Genomic DNA, 25900 nt, shown 5'->3' with positions numbered 1-25900 from the left:
AGCCATGACCGAACTTTCCCCACAATCCTATGTCGATGCCGAGGGCAAGCGCCTGTTCGTGCCGGTGCGCATCGCCGTGCTCACGGTGTCCGACACCCGCAGCTTCGACGACGACAAATCCGGCAATACGCTGGTCGAACGCCTGACCGAAGCCGGCCATCTGCTGGCGACGCGCGCCATCGTGAAGGACGAGATCGATGCCATCCGCGCCCAGGTGAAGGCCTGGATCGACGATCCGGCCATCGACGTGGTGCTCTCCACCGGCGGTACCGGCGTCACCGGCCGCGACGTCACGCCCGAAGCCTTCGAGGGCATCTTCGAGAAAAGTATTCCCGGCTTCGGCGAGCTGTTCCGCATGCTCAGCTACCAGAAGATCGGTACCTCCACGATCCAGTCGCGCTGCACCGCCGGTGTCACGCGCGGCACCTACCTGTTCGCGCTGCCCGGTTCGCCCGGCGCCTGCCGCGATGCCTGGGACATGATCCTGAAGGACCAGCTCGACTACCGCCACAAGCCCTGCAACTTCGTCGAGCTGTTTCCGCGCCTGCGCGAGCATGAGCGGCGCGGCGGTGGCAAGTAGGCCGGCCACTCCGCAACTGGTCCCATGCGATTTGCATAAACTGGGGCTTATTCCGGAGCCGCCATTGCGCTAATCGGATCGGGCCTCGCTTAAAGGAAACCCGACCCATGTCCGATATCGTCATCCGCCCGGTTGCCGCCAGCGAGCGCGCGCAATGGGAGCCGCTGTGGCGCGGCTATCTCGCCTTTTACGAAAAATCCGTGCCCGAGGCCGTCACCGATTTCACCTGGGAACGTCTGCTCGACCCCGCGAATGCCATCGAGGGCCTGATGGCCTGGGATGGCGATGTGGCGCTCGGCCTCGTGCAATACTTGCTGCATCCCTCCACCTGGAATCGGGGCGGCAATGTCTACCTGCAGGATTTGTTCGTGGTGCCCGAAGCGCGCGGCAAACGCATCGGCCGCCGCCTGATCGCCGCCGTCACCGAGATATCGAAGGCCAAGGGCGCCGGCGTGCTGTACTGGCAGACCGAGGAATTCAATGGTACCGCGCGGCGGCTGTATGAGCGTGTCGCCAAGCGCGCGCCCTTCGTGCGCTACAATATCGAGCTGTAATTCACGCCTTCCCCGATTTCAGCGTGATGACGCGGCCATCCACGGCGAAGCGGCCCCAGCCCTGGTAGTGGATGGTCTTCGGGTTCTTCTGCGCCGGGTCGCGCCAGGCTTTCACCACCTCAAGCACGAACATGTTGTAGCGCGCCACCATGCGCGTATCGACCACGCGGCATTCCAGGTTGGCGAAGCAGTTTGCGATCAGCGGCGCGCTCACCATTCGGGCGGGTCGGGGCGTCAGGCCGATGGCCGCGAATTTGTCGGCACCGGATTTGTTCGGGAAGTCGCGGCCCGAGCAGTTGCCCACCTTCACGACCTTGGTCGCCAGCCTTCGCGCCGGGATGGCGATCACGCATTCCTTCGTCGCGCGCAGGGCTTTGAAGCTGTGATTGCCCTCGCTGACCACGCAGCCCACCAGCGGCGGCGTGAATTCCATCATCATGTGCCACGACATGGTCATCACATTGGCGCGGTCGGTTTTGTCGGCCGTGGTGAGCAGCACCACCGGCCCCGGTTCCAGCAGGGCATAGACCTCGGATAGCGGCAGGGATTTCAGCGCCATGGCGGCAGCCTACGCCCGGTCCCAGGGCTGAGGGCAAGGATTATATTCATATAATCCCATTACTTCTTGAAATGTTCTCATATCCGGTCTAGTCTCCCGGCATGTCGAAATTCGTTGAACGCGCCGTTTCCACCCTAGCCGACCATGCACATCCCGATGCGCGGCGCGGCCGGGGCGCGCTAAGCGCGGTGCGCAGCCGCTACGATTCCGAAACACGCCAACGCGAGGACGACGGCTGGGACAACCTGGAAACCGGCGAGGCCATCCGCACAACGCTGCATGAAGACAGCACGCGCAGCATCATCGCCTGGAACAAGTCGCCCGACATTCCCTTCGACCGTTCGATCAATCCCTATCGCGGCTGCGAGCATGGCTGCATCTACTGCTTCGCGCGGCCCAGCCATGCCTATCTCGGGTTTTCGCCCGGGCTGGATTTCGAAACCCAGATCGTGTTCAAGCCCAACGCGGCAACGCTGCTGCGGCAGGAACTGGCCGCAAAAGGCTATCGTCCGGCCACGCTCTCCATGGGCACCAACACGGATCCCTACCAGCCGGTGGAACGCGAGCTCAAGATCACGCGCTCGATCCTCGAAGTGCTGCTGGAAACGCGGCATCCGCTCGGGATCGTCACCAAGAACCATCTGGTCACGCGCGACATCGACATCCTCTCCGAGATGGCCAAGCTCGGCCTGGTGAAGGTGTTCGTTTCGCTCACCACGCTGGACCGCAAGCTGGCCCGCGCGATGGAGCCGCGCGCCTCCACGCCGCCCAAGCGGCTGGAGGCGATCCGCATGCTCAACGAGGCCGGCATTCCCTGCGGCGTGATGACGGCGCCGATGATCCCCGCCGTCAACGACATGGAAATGGAACGCCTGCTGGAATCGGCCTGGGAGGCCGGCGCCCGCGAGGCCGGCTGGGTTTTGCTGCGTCTGCCGTTTGAACTGAAAGAGCTGTGGCGCGAATGGCTGAATGAGCATTTCTCGGATCGCGCCTCGAAGGTGATGAAGTTGGTGCAGGATGCGCGCGGGGGGAAGGATTACGTGGCCGATTTCGGCGGCCGCATGCGTGGCGAGGGCGCCTATGCCGACCTGATCGCGCAGCGCTTCGCCCTGGCGATCAAACGCATCGGCTTCAACGAACGGCGGCTTAGCCTGCGTAAGGACCTGTTCGTGCCGCCAGAGAAGGATGCAAGGCAGGGCCGGCTGTTCTAGGGCAGCTGTTTAAGTGAAAGACGTGGATGGCCGGACTAAATCCGGCCATGACGATAAAGCTATACAGCCGTCATGCCCGGCCCACCGGGACCAACCTTTGGTTGGCCCGGCGGCATGCTTCACGAGCCGGGCATCCACGTCTTGAGCCCTGCGACACTATCGCCTGCGTCGGCACGGTATTTACGCGCTATAATTCAAACCATGACCGCCCGCCGCAGATACGGCCTGCGCCGCCTGATCGCCTGGATGCCGCCGCATGTGCGTTTCCTGGGCCTGCATGCGCTGGTTGGTTTCGCTCTGGCCTCGGTATTCGTGGCGGCGGTGATCTGGAGCAATGCCTTCGGCCTCGGCCGCCTGCTGCTCGACACCGCCCTGCATCCCATGCCGGTGCTGCTGCTGTGGTTCTTCACGGGCCTGACCTTCGGCAGCGTGCAGATGGGTGCCGCCGTGATGTTCCAGAACGACGTGTTGTTCCGCGACCCCGACGAGGACGAGCCGTTCTACTGAGGCGGCGCGGCCATCAGGGCCGCATGAATTCATAGTCGCGGTCTTCCAGATTCTCGATCACGAACATCAGTTCGGATTTGATATCCGCGATGCTGCGCCGGGTTTTCAGCACGCGCACGGCATCGGCGATCAGGTCGCTGGCCACCGTCTCGGGCGGTATGGCGTGTTGCGCGGCCTCATTCAGTGCCGCTTCCACATGGCGGTGCACGAGTTCGTAAACGCTGGTCATCCGGTTTCCTCCAATATCAGTGCGCGGGCGCGGCCAGAGCCGCCGGCCGGTCGAGCAGGGCGTCGGTGGTGATCGCGCCCACCCACATGCCGGTCAGCGCGATCCAGGCCGTGAGCGCGAAGGCCGAACTGCCGGTCACGCCGGCGCCGATGGCGCAGCCGCCGGCCAGCATGCCGCCCATACCCATCAGTGCCGCGCCGAACAGGTAGCGCCGCATCGAGGCGCCGCCCTCGAAGCCCTGCAATTCCAGCTCGCCGGTGAAGGCCGCCGCCAGGAAGGCGCCGAGGAAGGCACCCGGCACCAGGCCGATGGCGAAATTCGCTTCATGCGGCTGCAGGAAAAACATCAGCGTGGCTGCGGAAGGCCCGCTGAAGGTGATGCCCTCGATGGGCAGCGGCGTGAAGCTCTGCTGCGCCAGCGTGTAGGTGAACAGCCAGGCCAGCGGAATGGCGAAGCCGACGCCCGAAGCCATCACCAGCACGCGCAGGCCCACGGCATTGCGCCAGGCGAAATACAAAGCCACGGCGGCGGCCAGAATGCCCAGCGCCAGCCCGCCGCGATGGCCGATGCCGAGCCAGGCGGTGAGGTCGATGTTGCTGCCGCCGGTGGTCCACCAGCCGGCGATCTCGGCGCGCAGCGGGCTCAAAATCCCGCGCTGGCTCATCTGCGCGGCCACGGCGAAGACCAGGCCCGAGAGCAGGGCGCGCAGGTTGCCCGTGGCGGCCAGCACCAGCATGCGCCCCGAACAGCCGCGCGCCAGCACCATGCCGGCGCCGAACATCAGGCCGCCGACGATGGCGCCCGAGAGCGAACCGGGCACGGCCAGCATGCGTGCCTCGCGCAGATCCATGATGCCGAAGGCCTGCAAAGCCTGGGTCCAGACCATCGCCGTGCCGAAGGTGAGCAGCCAGACCGAAATGCGTGGACCGACGATGGCGGGCGAGAAGGGCTGCGGCCCCAGGATGCCGCGACCGAATTCCACCGTGGCGGCGCGCAGGCAGAACCGGCTCTGCTGGGCCGCCACGCCGAATACGAGCCCCACGGCCAGCCCGCCGGCAGTGGCGACGCCGGGCTCGCCCAGCAGGTCGATCAGGAAGGACAAATCCATCCTGTGATTATGGCGGCTACTCCCCGATTGGCCTTGATCGGGGTCAAGTTCCGCGCGGTTGGCCGGCAGGCCGACAAGGGGCGCCGATGGGAAAACGGGCTGGCTTTTTTCTTATGTTTATGATATGTTCTTATCCACAGGCCGGTTTACGCATTTCAATGACTTAACCATGCAAAACCGACTCAAAACGACGCAAAACCACGTTCCGGAGGCGCAAGGCCGCCCGCCTTCGGCGCCCCATGGCCGGGCTCTTCAGGCTGGCGTCTGAACCTGCGTCAGGCTGGCCTGGCTGGTCAGCACGCCCTGGATCATGTCGGGCAGCAGGTCGAGGTGTTTCAGGGCCGCCTTCAGGCGGTCGCGGTCGCGGCGGTTCAGGGCGTCCGGATCGATCTTGCTGCCCGGCTCGCGCCCGGCGGCCAGGTCGGCGATCTGCTGCTCCAGGATCAGGCGCAGCAGCAGGCCCTGGGCCTCGATCAGGCCGTTGAGGTCTTCCGGGCCGATCAGGCCCACCTGGCCCACGGCGCGCAGGCGCTCGTCGGTGGCGGTGGCGCCGCTGCCCAGCTTCAGGGCCATCAGGCGCGCCGCGCTCACCAGCGGCAGCAGGCCGCCGAGCTTGAGGTCGACGCGGCCGCCTTCGCCGGCGCGCAGCCGGCCGAAGAAGCCGATGGCGGGATGCAACTGCGCCGACTGCTCGGCCAGCAGGCGCAGGAAAACTGGCGAGGAGCGCGCCGCCGCCAGCGCCTCGTTGCGCAGCCCTTCGCCCAGGCGCAGCGCGCCGTAGACCGGTTTGAGGTCGTAGAAGATGTCGACGTTCAGCAAGGCCTCGGGCGAGTGGCGCTTGATCCAGTCCGTCACGCGGCTGCGCCACTGGCCCTGGGCGCCGCGCCAGCCCGGGTTCTTGGCCATCACGCCGCCCTTGCAATAGGGGATGCCGGCGGCGTCCAGCAGGTCGGCCACGCGCTCGCCGGCGCGGGCATACCAGCCGTCATCCTCACTGCTGCCGGCATGCACGATGGCGTTGTCCTGGTCGGGTTTCAGCAGGCTTTCGCCGCGCCCGCCCGAGCCCAGCACCAGCATGCACCAGGGCGCCGGCGCCGGTTGTCCCTCGGCCTGCATCTGCGCCTCCACGATGGCGCTGGCGCGTGCGGTGATGTCGCAATAGATGCCCGAGATCACGGCGGCCACCTCGCGCGCGCCACTGCCATCCTGCAGCAGATGCGCCGCCAGTTGCGGCAGGGCGGCGCGGGCATGGCCAAGCTCCTCGGCGGTCTGCGCCACGTCCAGCTCGTCGGCGATCACCTGGCCGTCCAGCGCACGCAGGGCCAGCAGGGCGCGGGCCGAGACCATGCCGGTATAACGCCCGGCATCGTCGGTCACCGGCAGGTAGCGCAGGTTCATGCGGCGCATGCGGCCGATGGCGCGGAACATGAACGCGCTTTCGTTGATGCCCACCACCTCGCGGGTCATGATGTCGGCCGCGCTCAAATTCAGCGCCGCCTCGGCATGTCTGCCCAGCGCGCGGGTGATGTCGCGTTCGGTCAGGATGCCCACCACCTGGTCGAAGCGGTTGGTCACCAGCAGCGCGCCGCGTGCATCCTCGGCCATGCGTTTGGCGATGGCGGGCAAGGCCGCGTCGTCGGCGATGGTCTGCGCCGGGCTGCGCATGATTTCGGCCACACGCCGGCGATAGGGTTCCAGATCGGGAATATGTCCGGGCATGTCAGCCATGCGTCGACCTCGCGGCATGGGTATGGCCATGCGGCAGCAGCAATTCGATGGACCATCCGGCATTGCCCTGGCCATGCAGGATGTCGCGCTGCTTCTGCATCAGGGCCTGCGCGCCGCCCAGCGTGGCGACGCCTATGCGGGTGAGTGCCGGCAGCATGCGGGTCCAGATCCCGAGGCAGGCCTCGGCATCGCCCAGCGCCGTGTGGCGGCCGTTGACCGCGATGCCGAATTCGCCGGCGATATGCTCCAGCGTGATCGTTGCCGCGCGCGGCTTCAGACCGGCATAGAGCAGGCCGAGATCCAGCGCTGCGGCCGGCGGATGGAACGGCAGGCGGTGGCGTTCCGCCTCGTGCCGCAGCAAGGCGAGGTCATAGGCGATGTTGTGGCCGATCATCACGCGGCCCTGCCAGCTCATCTGCAGGCTGGGCCAGACCAGCGGCAGCGATGGTGCGGTCGCCACCATGGCGTCGTCGATGCCGTGGATCGCCGTCGAGGTGGGGGGGATCTTCACGCCGGGATGCACCAGGAAATCCAGCGGCGGCATGTCCTGCGGCTCCGATCCGCGGCAGGGCAGGCCACCCAGCGACACGAGCCGGTCGCGGCGCACGTTCAGCCCCGTCGTCTCGGTATCGAACAGCAGGGCCGGCAGGGAAGAAAGCGGCTCGTCGGCCGGCAGGGTGAAGCGGGCGGCGACGGGTGCCGAGCGGACCGCGCCGAGCAGGCGCTGCATGCCGCCGATCAGCCGCCGCCGCATGGGTTATGCCGTCAGTGCCGCGACCAGCGCATCGCGGCGGAAGCGTTTCAGCATCGAGGCATGAGCGGCCAGCATGTGCAGCCGCAGGTCGCCGTTGATCACCTCGCGGTCGTTGCGTTTCAGCCGGTCGGCGATCGGCACCAGCTCGTGGATCAGCCGGGCGGTTTCGGTCACCACGCGCTCGGGCGGGGCGGGCTCCGATTCGCGGGCCAGGGCGAAGCGGCCCTGGAAGGCGGCGATGGCATCGGCCCAGTCCTTACGGTGTTCGGGTACCGCCTCGCCGATGATGGACGGATACAGTGCCGCCAGCGAATCGGCGAGCCTTTGCCGGGTGGCCGCATCGCCCGGCCGCAGCCAGCCCTCGATCAGGATCAGCATGTCGCCCAGCGTGCCGGCATAGGCCTCCCAGCGGCAGACCTCCTGCGCGTCGCGGAAGGCGGGTTCGCCCAGCAACTTCTCGTAGTCGAGCATGGTCTTGACCCGGCAATAGCCGAACACCGTCTTCTGAGCCAGATAGGCGGCTTCGCCGGCGGCGAAGGCTTTCAGCTCACCTGGCGTCGAAACCGGCGGTGGAAAAAAGAACTCGAGTGTGCGGCGCAGCAAAATGCGTTTCTCCCCTGTGGTACGCTGGCATAAATGCCTGTCCCGCCTCGCTTAAACTTTGGTCTAATGGGCTGTGGCAAGTGCCGACTCCTATACTGCACGAAGCTGGCGTGCGGGTCGAATCCGTCGTCAGGTCATGAGCAAACCATAACAACAAGGGGCAGGAGCGCTTCATGTCAGACCTAACTCCGGAAAAGGCCAAGGCCTATTGGGCCAGAACGTCCGGCCTCATGTGGACGATGCTGGCGATCTGGTTCTTCTTCAGCTTCGTCATCCATTTCTTCGCGCCGCAGCTGAACGGAATCCGCATCATCGGTTTTCCGCTCGGCTTCTACATGGCCGCGCAGGGTTCGCTGATCGCCTTCGTCATCTCGCTGTTCTGGTTCGCCTCGAAGCAGAATGCGATCGACGAGGAATTCGGCGTCGCCGAAGACGAATAACCCAGGGGGGAACGCCGCTATGGCAAACAACACACAGGGCGGGGGTCGTAGTTTTATCGACAACCTCGGCAAGATTTACGGGATCTACACGGGCGGCTTCGCCGCTTTCGTGATCGTTCTCGCCATCCTCGAGCAGATGGGCGTCTCCAACAAGGTGATCGGCTATCTGTTCGTGTTCATGACGGTCGGCGTCTACGCGCTGATCGGCGTCATCTCGCGCACCGCGGAAATGGGCGAATACTACGTCGCCGGCCGCAAGGTGCCGGCCTTCTACAACGGCATGGCCACGGGCTCCGACTGGATGTCGGCGGCCTCGTTCATCGGCATGGCCGGTTCGCTCTACCTGCTCGGCTACGACGGCCTCGCCTTCGTGCTGGGCTGGACCGGCGGCTACCTGCTGGTGTCGATCCTGCTGGCGCCGTATCTGCGCAAGTTCGGCCAGTACACGGTGCCTGACTTCCTCGGCGCCCGGTACGGCGGCAACCTCGCGCGTTTCGCGGGCGTGATCGTGCTGGTGTCTGCCTCGTTCACCTATGTGACGGCGCAGATCTTCGGCGTCGGCATCATCGCCTCGCGCTTCCTCGGCATCTCGTTCGAGGTCGCGGTGTTCGTCGGTCTGGCCGGCATTCTGGTCTGCTCGATGCTGGGTGGCATGCGCGCGGTCACCTGGACCCAGGTGGCGCAGTACATCATCCTGATCATCGCCTACCTGATCCCGGTCGTGATCATGTCGGCCAAGGTGACCGGCGTGCCGATCCCGCAGCTGATGTACGGTCAGGCCCTGGAGAAGATCCAGGCGCTGGAACCGGCCCTCGGCGTGGTCAAGGGCCACACGGCGGTGTTCTCGGATGCCAAGGGCAACATGAACTTCACCGACGGCATGAACTTCTTCGCGCTGATCCTCTGCTTGATGGTCGGCACGGCGTCGTTGCCGCACATCCTGATGCGCTACTTCACCACGCCGAGCGTGCGTGAGGCCCGTCAGTCGGTGGCGTGGAGCCTGTTCTTCATCTTCCTGCTCTACTTCACCGCGCCGTCCTATGCCGTCTTCGCGAAGCTGGAAGTCTACCAGAATGTGATCGGGCAGCAGGTCGCGACCCTGCCGGGTTGGGTGCAGTCGTGGGGCTCGATCGGTCTGGTCGGCGCCTGCGATGCGGCTGACGCAGTGCAGAAGTTCGCGCTCTGCAAGGGCGTGACCGGCAATGCCGACGGCATCCTGCAGCTGAACGAGTTCCGTATCGCGGCGGATGCCATCGTGCTCGCCACGCCGGAAATCGCCGGTCTGCCGTATGTCATCGCGGGCCTGGTTGCGGCCGGCGGTCTGGCGGCGGCGCTCAGCACGGCCGACGGCCTGCTGCTCGCCATCGCCAACGCGCTCAGCCACGACATCTACTACCGCATGATCGACCCGCATGCCCCGACCAAGCGTCGCCTGATCATCAGCCGCGTGCTGCTGATCCTGGTGGCGATTGTCGCTGCGTACACGGCATCGACGAAGCCCTCGACCATCCTCGCGATGGTGGCCTGGGCCTTCTCGATCGCCGCTTCGGGCCTGTTCCCGGCGCTGGTGATGGGCATCTGGTGGAAGCGCACGACCGGCCCCGGCGCGGTCGCCGGTATGCTGGCTGGCTATGCCATGTGCGTGTACTACCTGGTGATGACCCAGTTCTATGGCATGCCGCTGTGGTTCGGGGTCAAGAACATCTCCTGCGGCATGTTCGGCATGCCGGTGGCGTTCATCGTCACCTACGTGGTCAGCCTGATGACGGCTGCGCCTCCGAAGGAGATGCAGGACTTCATCGACAGCATCCGCATCCCGAAGGGCGACGTTAAGCTCGCCCGGGCGGAGGACGCGGTCGGTCACTAAGCGTTTACCGCTTCTTGTGAGTAGCGGCGGGGGCCTTATACTGGCCCCCGCCGTTTTCTTTTTGATTCCCTTTCCGGATTTTCAATGACATCGCAGCCCGACTTTTTCTGGAGCTACCTGCCGTATTGGGCGGTCAGTTATGCCCTGGCCCTGATCGCCTGGACCTGTGTCGGCCGGTTCATGATGACCGCCTTCCTGCCGCCGGATCATCCGAACTACATCTTCCGGTTCTTCAAGCTGCTCACCAACTGGGCGGTGTGGCTGACCGACTTCATCACGCCGCGCTTCGTCAACCTGCGCTTCCTGCCTCTGGTGACGGCGTTCTGGTGCTTCGCGCTGCGTTACGTGGCCCATTTCATCTTTGCCGCCAACGGGCTCGCGCCAAGCCTGACGCAGGCCGTGTCATGAACCCGCAAACCGTTTTCATTGCCATCCTGGGCGTCACGCTGCTGAATGGCTTCGTCTCGCCGATCGTGCCGCTGGTTTTCATCATGTCGCCGATCTGGCTGCCGGAATTCGTGCCGCCGACGCGGATCGTGCTGCTCTATGGCACCTCGCTGATCGTTTCGATCTCGACCCTGATGCTTGCGGCGGTGCCGGCGGGTATCTTCGAGCGTGCCACGGGCCGTCAGGACAGCGACATGACCTCGATGCTGGTCTGGCTCGGCGCGGCCATATTGCTGACCCTGCCCGGGTTGCTCTGAGCCCAGCCGCCATGGCCGAGCCCGTCGAACAGAGGGTGCGGACATTGGCGATACATTCGGTGGGGCGCGGCTGTTTCTTCGCCGCCCTGGCGATCTGGTGCGTGATGATCGGCCTGATCGCCGAGCCGCTGCAGGCCCTGAAGGCCGGTGCGATCCTGACCATGCTGGCGGCCTGTGTGCTGCTGCTCAAAGCAGGCCATGTCACGCGGGCGTCCTACAAGAAGACGGAGGTTTGGATTCTGCTGGGCCGGCAGATCGAACTGACGCCCGAAGTGGCGCAGCGGATCATCACCGGCACCTTGCGCGAGTTGTACCTGCGCTGCGCCCTTTATGCGACACTTGTCGCCGTGGTGTTCTGGCTGCTCGCCCTGCTGCTCTGGCTGGGCGGGGCGAGGTTCGGGATCAACTGAGCAAGCCGGCAGGGACGGGCAGGGTGAGCGTGGCCCGCAAGCCCCCAAGCTCTGACCGGTCTAGGGTCAGAGTTCCACCATTGACGGCAACGAGATCGGTGACGATCCCAAGCCCCAGGCCCCAGCCGGGCATTGCTTCGTCAAGCCGCGCGCCGCGACGGGAAACCCTAGCCGCCTGATCCGGCGATAGTCCCGGGCCATCATCTTCCACGCACATTACCAGTTGCTCAGTTGCCGCCGCCGTGACGCGCACCTGGCTGCGGGCCCATTTGCAGGCGTTTTCCATCAGGTTGCCCAGCATTTCTTCCAGGTCTTCGCGGCCGCCAAGGAATTGGACGTCAGGAGATATCCGAATGTCGATCCCGATCCGCCGGCTGGAATGGATGCGTCCCAGTACGGCGGAGATTTCCTCGACAACGGGCCTGACCGCAATCTGCCCACCCAGGGCGCGGCCTGATCCCGCCGTTGCCGAGGCGCGGGCCAGGTGATGTTCGATCAGGCGGGTCATGATGCGGATCTGTTCGTCCACGGCTGGCTTGTTAGGGGAGTCCCGTAACTCGGCGCGCAAGACTGCGAGCGGGGTCTTCAGGCTGTGAGCCAGATTACCGACATGAGTGCGTGCGCGCTCGATCAAAGCCGCATCATGCTCCAGAACGGCATTCATCGCTTCTGCCAGTGGGGCGATCTCTTGCGGGTATTGCCCATTTAGCCGCTGGCTATCGCCCCGTCGGATGCCCGCCAAATCCGTGGTCATCGCTCGCAGCGGATTGAGGCCGTACCGAACCTGCAGAACGACGGCAAAGGCCATTCCAACGGCAAACAGGCTCAACGCCGTCAGCAGCAACAGGTCAAAACTGCGAATCCGCTCATCCAGTTCGCGGCGGTCGCTCGCGACCAGAATATGCACGGCACCGGTCATGCCGGGGAAATGCAGGTCGCGCTCGGCCACCAGAAGCGTTTCGCCGCGCGGCCCGGAAATTTCATGCCGGCGCATCTCTGCGCCATCGTCATGCACGGGCAGCGTGCTGTCCCAGAGCGAACGCGAACGGATCAGCCGGCCGGACGGCTCGGCGACCTGCCAGTACCAGCCCGAGAAAATCTGCTCGAAGCGCGGATCGCCCAACGGTCGCGTGATGACGAGACTGCCATCCGGGCCGATATCCGTCACTGCGATCATGCCGCGCAACAGGGCATCGAGGCGCTGGCCGAATTCCTGCAGCACCGACTCGCGGAATGCCATCGTCAGCACGATGCCGCCGGCTGAAAGCAGGACAAGCATCCAGATCAGACCGGCGCCGACCAGTCGCAGGGTGAGCGATGTTCCGCGTCTGGGGACTGTCGTTTCGCTGCCTGTCACGACGTGGCATCCTCGGCCATGCGATAGCCCTGGCCACGCACAGTGTGGATCAGCTCTGCGCCCAGCTTGCGCCGGATGCGGCCGATCAGCACTTCCAGAACATTGGAGTCGTTATCGAAATGCCGGTCGTAGACATGCTCGATCAGTTCGCTGCGGCTGACCAGCTTGCCGGCGTGATGGATCAGGTATGACAGGATGCGAAATTCCTGTGCCGTCAATTGCAGCGGCGCGCCATCGAAACTGAAGCGGCCGGCCAGGGTGTCGAGTCGTAGTTTGCCGCAGGTCAGTTCCGGTTGGGCATGGCCGGCAGTGCGACGGATCAAGGCGTGCAAACGGTAGACCACTTCGTCCATCTCGAATGGCTTGGTCATGTAATCGTCGGCACCGGCCTGGAAGCCGGCCATCTTTTCGCTCCAGCGGCTGCGCGCCGTGAGGATCAATACGGGAAAGGCCCGGCCGTTTTCGCGCCAGCGCCGCAGGATGGTGACGCCGTCGATCTTGGGCAGGCCGAGATCAAGCACGGCGGCATCGTAGGATTCCGTGTCGCCCAGATGCCAGCCTTCCTCGCCGTCATAGGCGACATCGACGACAAAGCCTGCACCTTCCAGCGTCTGCTGCAGACGCAAGGCCAGGACAGGCTCATCCTCAATGACAAGAATTCTCATTTGCGACGGTCGTGGTCACCCGGCTGCAACGGCATGCCGCTCCGCGCATCATAATAAAGCTTCACGACCCGGCCCTCGACAGTCAGCAGCTTGAGTTCATACACCATGCGGCCGTGCTCATGCTCCAGATCGGCCTCGATCAATTGCCCGCCATGGGCCTTTTCGACCGCAGCCAGTATATCGCGCAAAGGCTTGATTTCACCGGATTCCACGGCGCGACGGGCGCGGTCGTGATCGGTTTCGCCTGCCGATGCCGGATAGACGGCGGGCAGCAGAATCAAACCGATGAGCAGCAGGAAATGCAGGACTTTCATGGCGCCAGCTTAACCGGGTGAAGCTGAACGGCGAATGAATGAGCCGGTCAGGCTGGGTTCAGCGGCTCAGGAGCATAATCCGGGTCGGTTAAACAATGGAGCGAAACCCATGTTACGCAAGATGCTTCTTCAGGGCCTGGCCGCAGCGGCCATCATTGCCGGCGCCGCCGCTGTCTATGCCGGCACGGCCGACGACGCGCCCATGCCAGACACCCGCATGGTGCAGGCTACTCCGGCGGCCGGAACCGATACCGGTTATCTGCAACCGCAGACGCGTCAGACCGACAATCGCCGCGAGGATCGTGATGGGGCCACCAGAGAGGGCCACAAGAAAGATCGCGAGCGGCATTCAGAACGCCGCCACCGCGATCATGACGACGACTGAGGGCAGGATCATGGCAAAGCTCAATATCGCAAAACTCTCGCTGCCATTGCTGCGCCTGTGGCATGCCGTGCTGGCCGGCGGCTTTCTGGTGGCCTACCTGACGGCAGATGAAGACACCTATGCCCTGCATCTTTTCGCGGGTTACATCGTGTTGGCGGCCATTGCCATCCGACTGCTGGTCGGCATCTTCGCACCGCAGGGCAATCTGTGGCGCCTGCCGCGTCCCAACATAACCGGCACGCTGGCCTGGTTCGGCCGCCGGCGCGGGCGCAACCCGTTCTTCGCCTGGTTCGCCGTGGCGCTGCTTGGCATTGTCGGGCTGGCGGCAGCCACCGGCGCCATCGCCGATTTCGTCACCTGGATGGAAGACCTGCATGAGGGCGTGGCGGAAACCGCGTTATGGGTGATCTTCGGCCATATTGCGTTCGTGATTGCGATCTACAACGGCCGTCGTATCACGGGCTGGATTTCGCAGCGCCTGTCAGGCAGTAGTCTGCCGCGAAATGGCAGGGAGATTGTGCGATGAAACGGCGATACAGGCTGGCATTGGCCAGCGCGGTAATCATCCTGCCTCTGGCCGCGCTGGCGGCTGGCAATACTGAGCGCGCCACGATCCTGGCCGATTATGCGGACAGGGCACGAGCCGCCATTCCGGGTTTCGCCGGATTCTCGGCCCAGCGCGGCGAGGCGCTGTTTCGCGGCAGTTTCGCTGGCGGCGATGCGCGCACGCCATCCTGCATGTCGTGTCATACCGCCGATCCGCGTCAGCCTGGCCGCAACGCCAAGACCGGGCGGCCGATCGATCCGGTCGCGGTTTCCGTCGATCCGCGGCGCTATACCGACGCGGCCCAGGTGGACAAGCATTTCACCCGCGACTGCAAAAGCGTGCTGGGACGCGACTGCACACCGCTGGAACGCGGCGACTACATCACCTTCATGATGGGGCAATAGGGATGGCTCGGTTTCCGGCCCTGATCGTCGCGGCATGCCTGTTGGCGGCCATGCCGGCGATCTCCCATGCGGGTGGCAAATATGTCGCCCCCGTTGATGACCCGCTTACCCGAAAAGTCTGTGGCGAATGCCACATGGCCTTCCCGCCGGGCTTTCTGCCGGGCCGTTCATGGTCGGCGCTGATGCGGGATCTGTCCGATCATTTCGGCGAGGAGGTCGTCCTGCCGGCGGAACAGGCGGCGCAGATCGAAGCCTATCTGGTCGGCCATGCCGGCGATGCCGGCACCGGCAGGGGGCTGCGCGACTTCATGCGCTGGGTGGCGCCAGACGGCGTGCCGCGCAGGATTACCGAAAACCCGGCTTTCCTGCGCGAGCATGATTTCCCCGACCGCGTCTGGCGCGATCCGAAAGTGGTCACGAAATCGAACTGCCAGGCCTGCCACACGGGAGCCGACCGGGGCTGGTTCGACGATTAACCGTCCTTACTGGTCCGACCATCTGCCCGGCATCGCCGCTGTCGCGTGGCCGGCTTCGCGGTGGGGCAGGTTTTCGAACCGGTCGGCATTGGGGCAGAAGCGGCGGTAGCCGTCATCGGCGGCGCCGGCCTCGAACCAGCGCTGGCATTCATCGGCATGGCGGCAGAAGAAGCAGGCGCGTGCCGCGCCGCCCAGTCGGGTGCCCAGCGCGACCAGGGCCGAGGCCTCCAGGTCGACATTCAGGCGATCCATCATCTTCTGCATCAGGCCGGCGCGACGGTCGATTGCGGTGCAGAGAGCGTCCATGGCCGGGTCCTCCTCGGGAAATCGTTGGAGACCAGCCTATTCCTTTCCCGCGACCTGACTTTGCGCTGGATCAACAAGGGGCGTCATGTGTCGGTGACCCCATAAAGTGACACCGACGACTGAAGAAAATCAGAAGGTTATGCCGTCACCGTGATGGCATAACCTGACCTCGAATTGAGCATAAAATGACTTTGCCTGCCAGCCGGTGGGCATAACTTGCGTCTGCGCTGGCACCCGCCCTACGCGTCGTCAGACTGTGTCATTTTCCGAGGTATCTCCAAGGGGAGACCGTGGTTCCAGCGCTTCCTGTTCAAGTTTCCGAGCGTCGGCCCCACGGAGCCAGTCAGCGAGGCCGGCGACGGCTGATCCAGATCCGGCAATGGTGTCGAGGCGTCGGTCGGGCTGGATGGGTGATCCACCGGCAGCAAGCTCCTTGGTCATTAAGTGTGGAGCTAGGCCGGGCAGGTGATCTTCCAGGAAATGGAAGATCGTTAAGCCGCCGGCATCGATATCACCCCAATGGAACTTGGGAAATTCCGGATTGTGGCCAGAGACACCGGTCACGGCAGCGATAATGGCCGGTGCGGGGAACCCACCGGTAAAGATGACGATGCCGCCATCCTTAACGCTTCTGACTTGCCGGTGGAACGACGCCAGGTTTTCAATCGTCAGCAGGTATCGGGCGCCTTCAGCCGGTCGCAGGCGGCCGGCATTCTCCGGTGGAATGGCAATATAAGGGGCAGTTGGTAGGACGCATCCGTCGAGTGCTACTGGGCCTGAGACGAGCACTGGCTGCCCGTAGCGGACAAGACCGATGGTCTCAAGTAGGGCATCGTTTTCAGGGAGATCGAACAGCCGCGCCAATATCTTGATGAGGACGGATTGGACGGATTCGAAATCCTTGCTGCCGAGGCCAAGGCTTGTACTGAATTGGCGGACGTCCTTGTTCTGGTGAGCTCCGCGTGAGATCGCATCAAGGAATGTCATCATAAGCTTCAGGTGGTCGGTTTCCTCGACCCGCAATCCGAAAGCAGGCCGGCGAGCCTGCCACGCCTCAAGAAGCAGGGCGCCGGCCTGGGCCAGGAAATCCTGCCTCTCTCCTACAATCTCGTCGATAATTGATCTGGCTTCGGCAAGGCGACTGCTATGGGACTTGTGGGACAGCAGCCTCGCCATTTCAGCCGGCTTCAGGATTTCGACCCGACCTGGATGTCCGTCCACTACGTCCTTGCTGTCACGGATGAACTTCAGCAGCCCGCGTTTGTCCAGGTCGGCGATATCGACCATGTCCTGTTCACGGCCCAAGATCGGGACATCGCTGGCCTTCAATGGCATCTTGGCCGGCATTCCTCGGTCAATCCGGTCAAGGATCCGGATCAGGAATGACCGGAGCCCATCACGCATGCAGGCCGCCCTCGTCCGTGATCGACGGGTTGGCCCTACGCACGAGATCATTGGCTTTCTGCGTGATCTTTGCTGGCAGCAGCTCGACGCAGTCACCGACCTTAGTGATATTGATCACGCGGCGCATAACCTGAGTATAAACCGCACGGTTGGTGCTTGGCGCAGCGCAGACGATCTGAAGCCCGATCGAACGAAAATATTCGATGATCTTCGCGACGTTGCCTGGATCGAGATTGTTGAATGCCTCATCGAGGAGGACAACGCCGGACTTTCGGCTCATTTCCTCTTCATCCAGACGCCCGAAATATGTCATTGCCATTGCCACGCCGAGGCAGATGTAGAACGGCACGTCGCGTTCGCCACCCGAGGCCGAAGCGACACGCTTGGTGAAGCGGCTCTTCTCCTTGCCGGTAACGGGATCATGAATGGAGATGTCGAAGGTATAGTAGTTCCGATAATCGGTGAACCGCGTTAACGCCTCGCTGCCGGCAGTATTCCCGGTCAGCATGGTCATCAGAGTTCCGATCGCTACGACGTCAGGATCAGCCGGGTTGGCGTCTATGTAGGACTGAGTAAACTTGTGGCCGCGATGCTCGATATTGTTGGCAAGATCGATGACTGCCCGCATATCAGGCTCGGCTTCCATACTGATCTTGTAGACCGACCGGTTGAACATCCGGCGTTCCATGTTACCGCTTAGGCGGCTCTTGATGAGGCTAAGCTCATGAAGGAGGCCGCGCATCTGCTGCATGAAGTCGGTACGGGTCTTTTCCAGCCACATTTCCTGGGCCGCGGCAGCCTTCTCGCGATACGGCAGCAGCTCGTCGTTCTCAAGCGTCTGAATGCGATCACGAGACCAATCGGCAAGGCGTCCTGTCACCTCGAAGATATCTTCGCCAATGATGTCGGGAACGAATTTCTGCGGAAATAACTTCACATAGTTCCCGCGCGCTTCGCCAAGCAGGCCGTTACTGCGGTTCTTCCGACCGCTGGCTTTCTTGCGGTGTTCATTCAGCAGTTCGTTAATGGCACCAGGCTTCTCCTGCAGCGCGCGGATCAGGGCAAGACCCTCGACAAGAATGGAGACATGGACGCCAGAGGCCTTCCAGCCGGCGCGCAGGCCGACAAGTGTGTTGCGACGTTCTTCCCGATTCTGGCGGGCTGATTCGGCATCCTTGCCAAGGGAAATCGTCTGATCATGGGCCTTCTGGTGATCATCCTGGGCTAGCCGGATTTCGTCCTCGAGATCGTCCAGGTTCCTCCGAATATGTGCCATCTCGCTGGCAATTTCAGGGTCAACTTTGTCTTGCAGCTTCTTGATGGAATCGGTCAATTCCTCAAGCCGGTTTTTCAGGCGCGACCGCTCTTCAAAGGGCTGCAGGTAGTCCCCGAGGGTGTCCGGGATTGCGCGCACATACTGATCAAGGTTCGAAAGCAACTTTTCGGCCCTGATAATGTCGGCACTGCTTTCTCGGATTTCTTGTTCAAGGACTCCGATGCGCTCACGCAATGCATCGGCAAGCCCTGTCTGTGACCTTCCGAACAGTTCGGGAAGCGATTTCATCCAGCGGCGCCGGACACCGTAACCGCTGGAAAACATGCCGTCAGTCGTAGCACCACGTTCGACGGACGCCAGCTGAGCCTCGGAGGCAACCCTCTCGATGTTGCCAAGGGTCTGGCGAATATAGGCCGCGGCATGAGGATTTTTCGATTCTACGACATACGCCAAGCTTTTCGAGTCAGGCTCTACAATCATTGCCGGCGTCTTGTTGGTCCGTAAGAGGGGCTCGTTTCGCCGGCCCCTCCGGATCACACCGATCGCTTTCTCGACATCGGCAGGTGGAACGATGATGGCGTGACACCAATCACCCAAAATCGCCTCAGCGATGCCACGCCAATCCTCGAATCCCGGACGTATATCGGCCTCGGCAGAAATGGTGGTGGCGGAAATGCCGTGGCTCCGAAGCTCATCGATCAGCTCCCGTGTATCCCCTGGGAGCGGCGACCGACCGCCACCGACACTGGCAAGGCGGCCGCGCAGCTCCTCCAACTCTTTTTTTGAGGGAGCGGTTCTGGACACGATGTCATCGCGGAAGGCCTGCAGAGCCGAACGGAACGGCGATGTTTTCAGCCGTTTAAGGGCTGCATGATACCCCTCTCGTCCCTCTATCCAGTCATGGCCCGTGCCAGCACCGGCCACGGCGAGGTCTGCCGATGCGTTCTCTGCGACGCGCAGCGAGGCGGCAAGTTCAGAGACAAGGCGCGCTTGGCCTTTCTTTTCGGCCTCGCGGACGATCTCTCCGACGTCACGGACAACCCGCGGGATGCCGGCAAAAGCGTTCCTGAACTGGGCAATCTTTACTTCAGTCTCGTTCAGCGTAGTACGGACACCATCCGCCAGGTGTTCCGCCTTCAGAATTCCCACCTGCTCAGAGGAAGATGAGAAGATCTTGTCCAGTTCGTTGCGGCGCTGTTCTGCGTCGTTTTTGCGGCGGTTGAGTCCTTCGAGAACACCGCCAAGTTCAATCTTGCGGGCTTTCTCTATTCCGAGCTTGCGCATGGCATCTCGGTATTTCCGTATCTGGGTCAGATGCGGCAGACGTTCTGTCGCCCAATTTGCCGCCATCAGGCCAACTTCTGCTGATCTTAGATTGACTGCGGCAGTCTGCACGGCGCGGATCGCCGAAATCTCGGTCTCGACAATGTTGATGCGCTGGACGTATTCGTTCAGCGATCTGTACTGGTTGCGCCAATCATCAAGAGGAAGTTCACGGTCGGGCAGTACGAACTTGCGCATGAAAGATGTGACGTCGACGATATTCTCGACCTTAAACTCCAGTGTCTGGCGAAAAATACGGACAAAACGGTCATCATCGACCGAGGAGAACCCTCGGGAGCCTGGGTTAAGGATCTCCATATAGGCCTTCCGGAAACGCGTCGGCCTGGTATCCCCGATTGGTTCGAGGCCTTCATCGACCAAGGCTCTCTTCAGGTCAGGCCAGCGGATCGGAGTGGCGATGCCATCGCTGATAACACAAAGGTCATCCTTTGTGAGAATCCGGCCTGGCACAATGAAAAGCTGCTCAATGGTCTCGTCGTCCTGGTTCGCCGACACGGACAAGGCGACGCCGATCGTTACCTCTTGCTCTAGGAAATCATTGCGAAATCCAAGCGTGATGTAGGTATATGCACTGTCCCGCGGTTCTGCGTCATCGGCGATCCCGAGCATGTAGCTTTTGACGGTCCGCTTATTGGGGCCGCGTTTCTGTTCGTGTCGGGCATTGAGCGACAGAAACCGTCCATCATTACCGAGTATAGCGGTCTGGATGGCGTCAAGGATCGACGTTTTACCGCTACCATTCTCGCCGAGGATTACAGTGTGGCCACTGATCGGGATGTCGATCGGGTTGAACAAATACCAATTGACCAGAGAAATAGATTCAAGGCGATACATCAGTCGATCTCCTCGTTGTCTGGTACGATGTTGCCCTTCTTTGCAAGTGCAGCGCGAGCATAGGCGGCCAACATCTCAAGGAAGCCATCATTTTCGAAGATGATCGGCAAGGCAGGAAGCAGGCTGACAATCCGGTTGCCTTCGCCGACCACACCTTCTACGTCGATGATACCGTTGCGTTCAAATAGCTTAAGGTCTTCAAGCAGGGCGCTGACATTGCGATACTGTCGATCGAGGCCGTACTCAGCCATCGCGGCCATGATGTCGTCGGTCGAAGTCATGATCACGCCGGGACGGTCGCTAGTCTGGCAGCCTGGATGCCCCCCGGTCATTCCCATGTGGTAAAGCTGTCTCAAGACGACGAGCAGGCGAGATTCCTGGAGGCTGATGCGGCGCTCCATCGGAGGCGGCATCTTGGTTCCTTCGCGGTCAAAGATCGGTTGCAACAGGATGCCGATAACGCCGGCTTCGAAATCGCGGTATGGCTTAAAACCCATGACGTCGATCAAGGGCTCGATCTCACGCCAGTTCTCGCGGATAAAGCGGTAGGACCGCTGTGTCCGCATGTCCGATTCGTAGAGGAATTGCCGTGTCAGGAGCGTCTGCATGGCAGACCGGGCGTCATTTATTTGACCGCTAGAATCGAGGCGATCGGCAATGCGCTCTGCGTCACTCATGGCTGCCTTCCGGTTTCTGCTTGATCGTCACTTTTGGCGCTTCGAACCATTCGTTAGCCACGGGCTGACCATCAAGATCGAATTCAATGTCGAAACTCTCCGCGATTTTGGCGCGGACGCTAGGGTCGGCCCCGTAGAAGGCCAGCGCACCCATCAGGTCGTCGACCGTCTCGATCTCCACCTCATTTAGCACCACCTGTCTCTTGTCACCTAGATGTCGGATGGCAAAGTCGGCCAGCTGCTCGGCATGAATGAAGCCAAGTGATTCGAAATGTTGCCGAAGTTCAGCGCGACGCCTTTCTTCTTCAGTCAGAGATCTCCGCAGGCGAGTACCGCCTTCCGTGGGGGCCTTGCGAATAGTCGGAAGCTTCAGGGCACTCACGTCATAGATACGTAACGGCGAAATCAAACCGCTCGGCAGATCTTCGGGGAAATCAGCATCGTCAGCTTGATCGAGGCACTCCCGTATTTCTTCGAGCAGGGCAATATTGCTGCCGCGGACGCTGTCCGTGTATCGGATGCGAGTCATCAGGCGGGTCTGAACCCGGTCCATCATGCGGTCGATCCGGCGCAGGAGCACTTCTGAGGATTTGAAGGTGTGCTCGATCTTGCGGAGATAGTCGGCGATTAGAGTGTCGCCATCCTTTCTTGTCTTTGCGAGGTTGCGGTCGACCAGCCCATCGGCCAGCGCCTCACGCAGCGCCGGAATGTCGAGGGCCGACGAGCACATCGACAGGATTTCGGGGCGGTACCGGAACGGCGATTGGACTGACTTGATGGCCGCCCAATCCCGCACAAGGGTGTCGGAAATGTAGCTGTCGAAGAAGACTGAAACGGCGTCCCGCAGTTCGGGATGTCGGATGATGTCGCGCTCCTGGCGCCGCAGCGACGCGAGGATGACCCGGAAATGCCGGCTCATTCGCTCAGAGCTATCTGCTGCGACCTTGAGCTGGTCAGCCTGGTTGCGGGCGGCCTTGAAATCGATGTTGCCGACCGTCTCCTGCATGATGCGATAAATCACGCTTACATCGGCATGGTAGGATTCGATAATTCGGGTTTGCCAGTCGCGGATGAAATTGAGGACGGTCTGTCCTTCGATCGTCATCGACACGCCAACGCGGAAGCCCTCCCGGTCTTCATCAAACCAGCCGCATTCATGCAAGCGGTTATAGATCAGGTAGTTGAGTGGCGTATCGCCATCCCACCCTTCTTCTTCCGGCGTCTCGTAGGTCCAACGCGACAGCGCCTCACCGATGGTTGCGACCACCTCTTGTCGGGACGGCAGGTCGACATCGAGCTCGCTGAATAGGGTTTCCGCGACATGATCGAGGATAAATGCCATTCGGGCCGCAGTTGGTGAACTCAGCGGCTTCAGGAGGGAGGGGAGTTTCTTGTCGATTGATAACATTGATTACATATTAGATAACACGATATCATTCCGAAACAAGGGAGCGTTGAAATTTATAAGAAAAGTAGCCGAGCTTATTGCCTGATACAACCCAAAATAAGCTATGGCATAACAATCATTATCAATGTTATCAATTACGCTATGGCTAGAGGCGCTATAACAACTGAGGAAACCGTCGTTCGGGCAATCGAAGCCCTTATTGCCTTAGGAAGTCAGCCCACCGTGCGTGGCATCAGGGCACAATTGGGGGGCGGCAGTCCGAACGTGATTGCTAGGCACCTGGCAACTTGGAAGCGGGGAGCGGCCGACGTCGCCACGGGTGAACCCCCTCCAGTCAGGACTGACGCTGCACTTATCAAGGATCTCGCAGGTCTGATTGACGGTATGGTCCGGACCCAGGTTAACGGTCTCCAGGCAAAATGGGAGGCCAAGATCGCCGAGCTACAGCGGCTGCTCCTGATTGAACAGAGGGAGGTTGAGCGCTGGAAGGGCGTTGTGGCCGAAGCGCATATGCTGCGGGATGAGGAGCGGGTAGCGCGAATCAGGGCTGAGCGGGAAGCGGCTGTGCTTGCCGAGCGGCTGGCCAGCCTCAAGAAGGCGCCAGCGACACGATCGAAGCCAAGATCGTAACGTCTGTTAGCAATGTTACCTAACGGATGGCGACCCGTTGCGGCGGTTGGACGAAACGGTCTTCTCGCATGGGGGACTTAACGCCGTAACTATTACTTTAGTAGCTTGAGGCCCAATCGCTTCAGAATATTGATAAAATCCCAATACTCGCGTTCGGACTCTTTGGAGATCGCGACCAGCCGTTCTACAGGGCTCTGCTTTCGTAGATCCTCAATAAGTGCCACAACTTCGTCGCGAAGCGCTGCTAACGCGGGCACAAGGCAAAGGCTCATCTCCGCCGAAGGGTTAGCCCTCTGGTCTGCATTGCCCTGGGGGCCAAGAAAGGCCAGACCAAGAATCTCATGTTGATTATGCACCTGTCCCATCCATTCCAGATGGTCGTGGCCCTGCGAGACATCCTTCTTGTGATACGTTGCGGGAGCCTTCTTATCGGTTTTCAATTCGAAGCCAAATTGACGCGGTTTCGCATCATCGCGCCATAGCACATCGGGGCCGGTGCCCTCGTCACTGTCCGGGCGCGTCGCGGTAAACCCCAGCAATTCACCCAAGGCCCTGACGCCGCCTTCAGCTTGCTTGGGTTCACCTTCTTCGATTAGTGCCAGAGCGGCCTTTAGCTTGGTAAATTCAGCCTCGAATTTGTTCCCATGGGTATAGCTCAGCAAATCGCGGAGTGAGCGGCCAAAGGCGTTCAAATCCGGAACCTGGGCCTTTTCGACCAAGCCGCCAACCGGACGGGGAAGAGTCATTCCGCCGCCCAATCGGCGCATGGCTTGACCATAGGCAATCAATGCGGCGTTTTTATCGCCCTCAAGTTCAAATGCAGCGCCGAGCCAAACTGCATGCCAACCGCCAAGGGGGGTGTCCTGCTGGGCTGTTGTGTCGACTGTCTTTTCCAACTCGCGACGCGCTGTTGCCGGATCGCCATTCCACATGGCAGCGGCGTATTTCGCCTCGCTCTGCGCCGCTGCAATTAAGAACGGCTCTACCGCTTTATGGCGAGCGAGCTGATCTTGATCGATTTCGGCTAGTTTGACTTCTCGCTGATAGTAGTCGAGCCAGCCCTCATCTCGGCCCAAGACTCGTTCGACCAACTCGATGGCCTGATTTGGGTCGTCGATGCCAAATGACGACTGCACTTCACGGCCGATAATTATCTGCTTCTGAAGAAGCGGCGGTAAAAGCGCGAGATTCCGGTCGTTACCCAGCCACTTATTCAAATCGGTACCTTCGACCAGGAAGGCGCCATAATCGTTTCGACCACGGTTGATGCGGCCAAACAGCTGGGCAAGTCTGTTAGCGACGCGGACCGCATGAACATTGTTCATGCGGAGGTATTCCCATTGATACCGTTCCAGGAGGGAGCTCCCTGACGGCAACCCTTCCATGATCATGATGCGGCAAGTGTCGTGGGGCAGATCAATGCCATCGACGCGGGACACCAGGGTAAATGCCCCATCTCGGGCCTTGCGGAATTCTTCGAGTTTTTCGGAAAATTCTTGCGGCTCCGGTGGAACAGCTATGTCCGCCCATCTCTTCGCCTGTTCATAGTCCGGGACGGCGATGACGGCCTTCTGCTTCTTGATCAGTTTTTTCGCGAACGTCGGGTCGAAGCCGCCTTTGACTTTCTGGCCGTTGATTACCAGCCGTTCACCATTGCCGGCATCATTCGCAGGCGTGATGGTTACATCAGGCTGGCGACCGAATGCCCGGATAAAGTCCGCTTGGCTTTCGAGTGTCGCGGACAGATAAACGCGCCTGATCTTCTGTTGGAAAATGTCCAGAGCGAGAGATGGAAGAAACGGCGGCGTCAGCTCGAAGCTGCCGCGCGTAAATATGGCAGCATAGGCATTGATATGATCTTCGAGCCACGCAAACGGGTATGCCAATTCGGCATGGTCTTTGATGCCGTGCCGTAAGAGAATATCGAGCAAGCGCTCACTGCGTTCGTAGAAACCGCCGGGAGCAACAAATGATGTGGAGTAACGGGACAAGTCGAGCGAATCACGGAAGCGGCCGGGAACTCCCAAGTCCTTGAAGTGGGGGGCGAAAAGATCCGCGATCTCCTTAAACAGCGGCTCATTGTCGCGGATATCGAATCTGAGCGTGAACGCACCGCGCAGCAGGTTCTCTGCAACATGAGCGTCGTCAAAAATGATGGCTTGCGGAAAGAATTTATTCCGCAAAGCACTATGCCCGTTAAATAGCGCTGCGTAAGTGGTGATGCAGAACGCCTTGCCTGTTTCGAACAGATCATTCGAGAATTCGCGGCGCACGCGCGTCGTATGATCGATGCCGATCCGCTTGGCCTCTTCTGAAGTCTGCCGAACCAAGTCGATAGTGGAGCAGACATAAAGCACGTTCGCCAAGCCTTCATTAACAAGGCTCTGAGCGATCAGCAGGCCAACGATTGTTTTACCAGCACCGGTGTTGAGCGACACAAGTACGTCTGATTTGTCGCGTGCCTTATCCCATTCTGTGAGCGCCTTGTCTTGGCCTCGCCATAGGTCGTTGAACGTGCCTGAAAGGCTCGGCAGCGTTTCAAATATCTTGATAGGGTTGGTCGGCGCGGCAACCTGCTTGGTGCTGCCGAGTTTGGAAAAGTCCATCTTATCAACGCCT

Annotated in this window: 29 protein-coding genes; 14 read left to right on the top strand and 15 right to left on the bottom strand. The window is 61.5% G+C overall.

Annotation, left to right across the window (positions count from 1 at the left end; all coding sequences use genetic code 11):
• Nucleotides 1–4: 4 nt before the first annotated feature.
• Nucleotides 5–580, top strand: a complete 576-nt coding sequence (gene moaB, locus ACK4FJ_RS02170) for a molybdenum cofactor biosynthesis protein B (protein WP_409763333.1) — start codon at nt 5–7, stop codon at nt 578–580.
• A gap of 107 nt (nt 581–687) precedes the next feature.
• Nucleotides 688–1134 (top strand): GNAT family N-acetyltransferase, encoded by a 447-nt coding sequence (locus ACK4FJ_RS02165; protein WP_409763330.1) that lies wholly within the window; start codon nt 688–690, stop codon nt 1132–1134.
• A gap of 1 nt (nt 1135) precedes the next feature.
• Here the strand turns inward: ACK4FJ_RS02165 and ACK4FJ_RS02160 are convergent, their stop codons facing one another.
• Complete coding sequence (locus tag ACK4FJ_RS02160; RefSeq protein WP_409763327.1) at nt 1136–1693, bottom strand: flavin reductase family protein; 558 nt, start codon at nt 1691–1693, stop codon at nt 1136–1138.
• Between the two features lie 101 nt (nt 1694–1794).
• Here ACK4FJ_RS02160 and ACK4FJ_RS02155 point away from each other — a divergent pair, with 101 nt between their 5' ends.
• Together ACK4FJ_RS02155 and ACK4FJ_RS02150 are read left to right on the top strand one after the other, a co-directional pair.
• Entirely contained in the window at nt 1795–2904 is a 1110-nt protein-coding gene (locus ACK4FJ_RS02155) for a PA0069 family radical SAM protein (RefSeq protein ID WP_409763324.1), read from the top strand.
• A gap of 201 nt (nt 2905–3105) precedes the next feature.
• A complete protein-coding gene (locus ACK4FJ_RS02150; RefSeq protein WP_409763321.1) occupies nt 3106–3411 on the top strand; it encodes a hypothetical protein in 306 nt (101 codons plus the stop codon).
• A 13-nt stretch (nt 3412–3424) separates the two neighbouring features.
• On the opposite strand, the gene ACK4FJ_RS02145 is transcribed toward ACK4FJ_RS02150, so the two are convergent.
• The 5 genes from ACK4FJ_RS02145 to ACK4FJ_RS02125 form a co-directional block, all read right to left on the bottom strand.
• Nucleotides 3425–3640: a hypothetical protein gene (locus ACK4FJ_RS02145; RefSeq protein ID WP_409763318.1), complete on the bottom strand. Its 216-nt coding sequence runs from the start codon at nt 3638–3640 to the stop codon at nt 3425–3427.
• 16 nt (nt 3641–3656) lie between these two features.
• On the bottom strand, nt 3657–4748 hold the full coding sequence (locus ACK4FJ_RS02140; RefSeq protein ID WP_409763315.1) for a YeeE/YedE thiosulfate transporter family protein: 1092 nt from the start codon (nt 4746–4748) through the stop codon (nt 3657–3659).
• Nucleotides 4749–5000: 252 nt separating this feature from the next.
• Entirely contained in the window at nt 5001–6476 is a 1476-nt protein-coding gene (locus ACK4FJ_RS02135; protein WP_409763312.1) for a DUF294 nucleotidyltransferase-like domain-containing protein, read from the bottom strand.
• Complete coding sequence (locus ACK4FJ_RS02130; RefSeq protein WP_409763309.1) at nt 6469–7230, bottom strand: PolC-type DNA polymerase III; 762 nt, start codon at nt 7228–7230, stop codon at nt 6469–6471. Before ACK4FJ_RS02130 ends, ACK4FJ_RS02135 begins: the two co-directional genes overlap by 8 nt.
• 3 nt (nt 7231–7233) lie before the next feature.
• Entirely contained in the window at nt 7234–7833 is a 600-nt protein-coding gene (locus tag ACK4FJ_RS02125) for a hypothetical protein (RefSeq protein ID WP_409763306.1), read from the bottom strand.
• A gap of 173 nt (nt 7834–8006) precedes the next feature.
• On the opposite strand from ACK4FJ_RS02125, the gene ACK4FJ_RS02120 reads away from it, so the two are divergent.
• From ACK4FJ_RS02120 to ACK4FJ_RS02100, 5 genes are all read left to right on the top strand, one after another.
• Nucleotides 8007–8273 carry a DUF4212 domain-containing protein gene (locus tag ACK4FJ_RS02120; protein ID WP_409763303.1) on the top strand — a complete coding sequence of 89 codons (267 nt, stop codon included), beginning with the start codon at nt 8007–8009 and terminating at the stop codon, nt 8271–8273.
• A gap of 19 nt (nt 8274–8292) precedes the next feature.
• Entirely contained in the window at nt 8293–10140 is a 1848-nt protein-coding gene (locus ACK4FJ_RS02115) for a sodium:solute symporter family protein (RefSeq protein WP_409763300.1), read from the top strand.
• Between the two features lie 84 nt (nt 10141–10224).
• A complete protein-coding gene (locus tag ACK4FJ_RS02110; RefSeq protein ID WP_409763297.1) occupies nt 10225–10548 on the top strand; it encodes a hypothetical protein in 324 nt (107 codons plus the stop codon).
• Nucleotides 10545–10844: a hypothetical protein gene (locus ACK4FJ_RS02105; protein ID WP_409763294.1), complete on the top strand. Its 300-nt coding sequence runs from the start codon at nt 10545–10547 to the stop codon at nt 10842–10844. The genes ACK4FJ_RS02110 and ACK4FJ_RS02105 overlap by 4 nt, the downstream gene beginning before the upstream one ends.
• 11 nt (nt 10845–10855) lie before the next feature.
• Complete coding sequence (locus ACK4FJ_RS02100) at nt 10856–11254, top strand: hypothetical protein (RefSeq protein WP_409763291.1); 399 nt, start codon at nt 10856–10858, stop codon at nt 11252–11254.
• Here the strand turns inward: ACK4FJ_RS02100 and ACK4FJ_RS02095 are convergent.
• The 3 genes from ACK4FJ_RS02095 to ACK4FJ_RS02085 all read right to left on the bottom strand — a co-directional run bounded on the left by ACK4FJ_RS02095 (nt 11247) and on the right by ACK4FJ_RS02085 (nt 13590).
• Nucleotides 11247–12476 (bottom strand): sensor histidine kinase, encoded by a 1230-nt coding sequence (locus ACK4FJ_RS02095; RefSeq protein ID WP_409763289.1) that lies wholly within the window; start codon nt 12474–12476, stop codon nt 11247–11249. The two genes, ACK4FJ_RS02100 and ACK4FJ_RS02095, sit on opposite strands and share 8 nt — an antisense overlap.
• Nucleotides 12477–12607: 131 nt before the next feature.
• On the bottom strand, nt 12608–13276 hold the full coding sequence (locus tag ACK4FJ_RS02090) for a response regulator transcription factor (RefSeq protein WP_409763286.1): 669 nt from the start codon (nt 13274–13276) through the stop codon (nt 12608–12610).
• Entirely contained in the window at nt 13273–13590 is a 318-nt protein-coding gene (locus ACK4FJ_RS02085) for a PepSY domain-containing protein (RefSeq protein WP_409763283.1), read from the bottom strand. The genes ACK4FJ_RS02090 and ACK4FJ_RS02085 overlap by 4 nt, the downstream gene beginning before the upstream one ends.
• Nucleotides 13591–13699: 109 nt before the next feature.
• Between ACK4FJ_RS02085 and ACK4FJ_RS02080 the strand changes: the two genes are divergently transcribed.
• From ACK4FJ_RS02080 to ACK4FJ_RS02065, 4 genes are read left to right on the top strand one after another with little or no spacing between them, the layout of a single operon-like run.
• Nucleotides 13700–13975 carry a hypothetical protein gene (locus tag ACK4FJ_RS02080; RefSeq protein ID WP_409763281.1) on the top strand — a complete coding sequence of 92 codons (276 nt, stop codon included), beginning with the start codon at nt 13700–13702 and terminating at the stop codon, nt 13973–13975.
• On the top strand, nt 13962–14501 hold the full coding sequence (locus ACK4FJ_RS02075) for a hypothetical protein (protein WP_409763278.1): 540 nt from the start codon (nt 13962–13964) through the stop codon (nt 14499–14501). Before ACK4FJ_RS02080 ends, ACK4FJ_RS02075 begins: the two co-directional genes overlap by 14 nt.
• Entirely contained in the window at nt 14498–14926 is a 429-nt protein-coding gene (locus ACK4FJ_RS02070; protein ID WP_409763275.1) for a DUF1924 domain-containing protein, read from the top strand. The genes ACK4FJ_RS02075 and ACK4FJ_RS02070 overlap by 4 nt, the downstream gene beginning before the upstream one ends.
• 2 nt (nt 14927–14928) lie before the next feature.
• Nucleotides 14929–15402 (top strand): cytochrome C, encoded by a 474-nt coding sequence (locus ACK4FJ_RS02065; protein ID WP_409763272.1) that lies wholly within the window; start codon nt 14929–14931, stop codon nt 15400–15402.
• A gap of 6 nt (nt 15403–15408) precedes the next feature.
• Here ACK4FJ_RS02065 and ACK4FJ_RS02060 read toward each other — a convergent pair whose 3' ends face one another.
• The 5 genes from ACK4FJ_RS02060 to ACK4FJ_RS02040 all read right to left on the bottom strand — a co-directional run bounded on the left by ACK4FJ_RS02060 (nt 15409) and on the right by ACK4FJ_RS02040 (nt 22651).
• Entirely contained in the window at nt 15409–15708 is a 300-nt protein-coding gene (locus tag ACK4FJ_RS02060) for a DUF6455 family protein (RefSeq protein ID WP_409763269.1), read from the bottom strand.
• Between the two features lie 249 nt (nt 15709–15957).
• On the bottom strand, nt 15958–17055 hold the full coding sequence (locus ACK4FJ_RS02055; protein ID WP_409763266.1) for a Wadjet anti-phage system protein JetD domain-containing protein: 1098 nt from the start codon (nt 17053–17055) through the stop codon (nt 15958–15960).
• A 49-nt stretch (nt 17056–17104) separates the two neighbouring features.
• The gene (locus tag ACK4FJ_RS02050) at nt 17105–20566 is read right to left on the bottom strand and encodes an SbcC/MukB-like Walker B domain-containing protein (protein ID WP_409763263.1); all 3462 of its coding nucleotides are present in this window, start codon (nt 20564–20566) and stop codon (nt 17105–17107) included.
• Nucleotides 20566–21243: a DUF4194 domain-containing protein gene (locus ACK4FJ_RS02045; protein WP_409763260.1), complete on the bottom strand. Its 678-nt coding sequence runs from the start codon at nt 21241–21243 to the stop codon at nt 20566–20568. The genes ACK4FJ_RS02050 and ACK4FJ_RS02045 overlap by 1 nt, the downstream gene beginning before the upstream one ends.
• Nucleotides 21236–22651 carry a Wadjet anti-phage system protein JetA family protein gene (locus ACK4FJ_RS02040; protein ID WP_409763258.1) on the bottom strand — a complete coding sequence of 472 codons (1416 nt, stop codon included), beginning with the start codon at nt 22649–22651 and terminating at the stop codon, nt 21236–21238. The genes ACK4FJ_RS02045 and ACK4FJ_RS02040 overlap by 8 nt, the downstream gene beginning before the upstream one ends.
• A gap of 141 nt (nt 22652–22792) precedes the next feature.
• Between ACK4FJ_RS02040 and ACK4FJ_RS02035 the strand changes: the two genes are divergently transcribed.
• Nucleotides 22793–23281: a DNA-binding protein gene (locus ACK4FJ_RS02035; protein WP_409763255.1), complete on the top strand. Its 489-nt coding sequence runs from the start codon at nt 22793–22795 to the stop codon at nt 23279–23281.
• 92 nt (nt 23282–23373) lie between these two features.
• Here ACK4FJ_RS02035 and ACK4FJ_RS02030 read toward each other — a convergent pair whose 3' ends face one another.
• Nucleotides 23374–25887: a DEAD/DEAH box helicase family protein gene (locus ACK4FJ_RS02030; protein ID WP_409763252.1), complete on the bottom strand. Its 2514-nt coding sequence runs from the start codon at nt 25885–25887 to the stop codon at nt 23374–23376.
• Between the last annotated feature and the right edge of the window lie 13 nt (nt 25888–25900).

The organism is Ferrovibrio sp., assembly GCF_046297595.1.
In the GTDB taxonomy this organism is placed as follows: Bacteria; Pseudomonadota; Alphaproteobacteria; order Ferrovibrionales; family Ferrovibrionaceae; genus Ferrovibrio.
The sequence above is the reverse complement of the archived record's forward strand: the minus strand, read 5'-3'. Positions and strand labels throughout refer to the sequence as shown.